Source organism: Nonomuraea sp. NPDC001684 (genome assembly GCF_053596515.1).
Map to the genome: position 1 here is coordinate 1 of NZ_JBSFGJ010000695.1, position 3,180 is coordinate 3,180.

The following is a 3,180-nucleotide window of genomic DNA, read 5'->3' on the forward strand; positions in this document are numbered from 1 at the left end:
CCGCCATCTGGCACAACCGCGCCACCGGCCAGCCCATCACCCGATCCCTGATCGCCTACGACCACTGACCCGACTTAGGACTTACTCGTCTAGCCGTTCTGTCGGGCACTTCGTTCTTCGCCGGGCTCTAGCCGGGCATCACGCAGAACGGGTGGCCCTCGGGGTCGAGCAGCACCGTCCAGTCGTCGCCGCCCGGCTGGTGGCCGAGCAGGGTGGCGCCCAGGGCGACCAGCTCCCGCCTGGCCTCCTCGACGTCGGGGACGGTGAGGTCGAGGTGCACGTGCTTGCCGTCGTTGGGCCAGCCCGGGCCCTGGTAGCCGTCGATCCGCTGGAAGGCCAGCGGCACGGGGCCGCCGGTGACGGTGGCGTAGTCGGGATCGGAGTCGCCGACCTGCCAGCCGGTCGCCTTGGCGTAGAAGCCCGCCAGGGCGACGGGGTCGGCGCAGTCGAAAACAATGGAGGAAATCGCTGTCGTCATGCCCCCACCCTTGCCGGTGCCACCCCCCGAGGTCTTGAACATCCTTGCACCCCACCGCCACACGCTCGCCGCACGTCTCCGCCGAACGGCCCCCGCGTCCCCGTCGTACGGCCCAGTCCCACGCGCCGCCGCCCCCTCGCCGTGCTGCCTCCGTCGCGTACCCCGACCGACGCCGTACCCCCCGGGGACGCACGCGTCGCCGAAGACCCCAGGCCCTGGCGGGGGAGATTGTCGGTGGTGGGGCGTAGCGTTCGGCGGGTGCGATCCTCCAAGCCGCTGGCCCGTGGGAAGGGCTTCACCCTCGACCTGGTGACCTGCGCCGACGACCACCGCGGCTGGTCGCGGCCCGAGGTGGGCCGGGCCCACCGCATGGTGCTGGTCCACCGCGGCGCGTTCCGCCGCATGGCCGACGGCCGCAAGGCCGCCGTCGACCCGACGATGGCCTACCTCGGCGCCCCCGGCGAGGAGGAACGCTTCGCCCACCCGGCGGGCGGCGACGTCTGCACCTCCCTGTCCCTGTCCCCCGCCCTCTGGCGCACGCTCGCGGGCGACGCCACCCGCCTCGCCCGCTCCACGGTCTACGTCGACGCCCGCCTGGAGCTCGCGCACCGCCGCCTGCTGGCCACCGCCCGTGCGGGAGACCCCGACTTCGCCCTGGTCGAATCCCTGCTGTCGCTCACCGGCGCCACCCTCACCCAGCTGGCCGGCCCCACCACCCCGGCCGCCGCAGACGGGGCGGCCGCGGCACGCCGGCCCGCCCCGTCCCCCGCCCGCTCCACCGCGGCCATCGCCGACGCCGCCCGCGAGGCGATCTCGGCCGACCATCCGGCGGCCGCCGGGCTGTTGCCGCTGGCGGAGTTGCTGGCCGTCTCCCCCTACCGGCTCAGCCGGGCCTTCACCCGCGAGCTGGGCGTCTCGCTGACCCACTACCGCAACCGGGTGCGCGTGAGCCGGGCGCTCGACCGGCTGGAGAGCGGCGAGACCGGCCTGGCCGCGCTCGCCGCCGACCTCGGGTTCGCCGACCAGGCCCACCTGACCCGTACGATCCGCCGCCACGTCGGCCACACCCCGACGGTCCTGCGCCGCCTGCTGACCTCCCCCGCTCCCCCCGGGCGGGTGGATTTCGGGTCGCCTGCCGCCGTAAGCTCCCCCAATGCGTGATGCAGGTGAGGACCCCCGGCCCGACCGGGGCGTCGTACGCGAGGTCCACTCGCTCAACGGTCCCGTCACTCTGGCCTACTCCCCCGACCTCGACGGCCTGGCCGATCCGGGGGAGATCGTGTGGGCGTGGGTGCCGTACGAGGAGGATCCGTCGCGGGGCAAGGACCGGCCGCTGCTGGTCGTGGGCCGTACCGGGCGCAGGCTGCTCGGCATGATGTTGTCGAGCAGGGGCGACGACGGCTCCGACTGGCTGGAGATCGGCGCGTGGGGCCGCGACGGGCGGGTGTCGTACCTGCGGCTCGACCGGGTCTTCGTGCTGGACGAGGGCGACATCCGCCGCGAGGGCGCGGTGCTCGACGGCGACCGGTTCGCCCGGGTGGCCTCCGTCCTCATGCAGACGCACGGGTGGGGCGTGGCCTGACCCGCGTGCGGCCCGGTCCTCCCCGCACCGGTCCGCTCCCGCAGCGATGGGCAGTCCTGTAGCCCCCGGGGATGGGCGTGAGGGAGTATCCGGATGGTAAGCGTACGATCCGGTCATCGTCCGGGATCGCCCGCGCCTGCGATCATGGGTGCATGCGTGTTGTGGTGATCGGCAGCGGGATCGTCGGGGCGAGCGCGGCCTACTACCTGAGCGGCCGCGGCGTGGCCGTGACCGTGGTGGACCGCGGCTCCCAGGGCCAGGCGACCCAGGCGGGCGCGGGCATCGTGTGCCCCTGGGTGGACCATCCGGAGGACGACGCCTGGTACCGGCTGACCAGCGAGGGCGCCCGCCACTACCCGAGGCTGGTCGAGGCCCTGGGCGAGGACATCGGCTACGCCAAGGTCGGGGCCCTGCTGGTGGCGGAGGACCCGGTCGATCTCGAACCGGTGCGGGCCCTGCTGCGCCGCCGCTACGCCGACGCGCCCGAGATGGGGGAGGTCACCGACGTGCTGACGCCGTCCGACCTGTTTCCGCCGTTGTCCGACGACCTCAGCGCGCTCCTCGTGCCGGGCGCCGCCCGGGTGGACGGCAGCGCCGTACGCGACGCGCTGCTGCGCGCCGCCGTCGCCCGGGGCGCCGAGGTGCTGCCCGGCAGCGCCGTCCTCACCTCCGACGGGCAGGTGCGCCTGCACGCCGCCGACGAGGACATCCCGGCGGGGAACGGGCCGCGGTGGGCCCAGCCGGGGCCGGGAGCCGGCGCGGTGAGCGGCCGGACCACCTCCTGGCGCCAGGCCGCCCCGCTCGCGCCGGACCACCCGCCGTCCGCCACCGGCGACCTGACCGAGAGCCCTCTTGAGGCGTCCGCCGAGGGACCGGTCGGCGCAGCGGGCGACGCGCCCTTCGGCGGCCCTCCGGACGGCTCCCCGGGAGGTCCCGCCCCGGCCTTCGAGCCCGTCCCGCCCGTGGTGGAGCCGATCGTCCCCGTGCCGCCGGCCGAACCCGTCGCCCCTTCCGCGGCCGGACGCGTGCCCGCCGGCGAGGGCGTCCCGCTGGAGGCGGACGTCGTGATCGTGGCGGCGGGGGCGTGGACGGGCGAGGTGTGCCGTCCGCTCGGGGTGGA

4 protein-coding genes are annotated in these 3,180 nt (G+C 75.4%); 3 read left to right on the forward strand and 1 reads right to left on the reverse strand.

Annotated elements, in window-relative coordinates; all coding sequences use genetic code 11:
* Positions 1-127 precede the first annotated feature (127 nt).
* Entirely contained in the window at positions 128-478 is a 351-nt protein-coding gene (locus ACWCSD_RS50220) for a VOC family protein (RefSeq protein ID WP_449926552.1), read from the reverse strand.
* 258 nt (positions 479-736) lie between these two features.
* On the opposite strand from ACWCSD_RS50220, the gene ACWCSD_RS50225 reads away from it, so the two are divergent.
* The 3 genes from ACWCSD_RS50225 to ACWCSD_RS50235 form a co-directional block, all read left to right on the forward strand.
* Complete coding sequence (locus tag ACWCSD_RS50225) at positions 737-1,639, forward strand: helix-turn-helix domain-containing protein (RefSeq protein WP_397156443.1); 903 nt, start codon at positions 737-739, stop codon at positions 1,637-1,639.
* On the forward strand, positions 1,632-2,060 hold the full coding sequence (locus tag ACWCSD_RS50230) for a type II toxin-antitoxin system PemK/MazF family toxin (protein ID WP_397156441.1): 429 nt from the start codon (positions 1,632-1,634) through the stop codon (positions 2,058-2,060). Before ACWCSD_RS50225 ends, ACWCSD_RS50230 begins: the two co-directional genes overlap by 8 nt.
* A 152-nt stretch (positions 2,061-2,212) precedes the next feature.
* Positions 2,213-3,180 (forward strand): NAD(P)/FAD-dependent oxidoreductase (locus tag ACWCSD_RS50235; protein WP_449926555.1); only part of this gene is annotated, 968 nt, incomplete at its 3' end.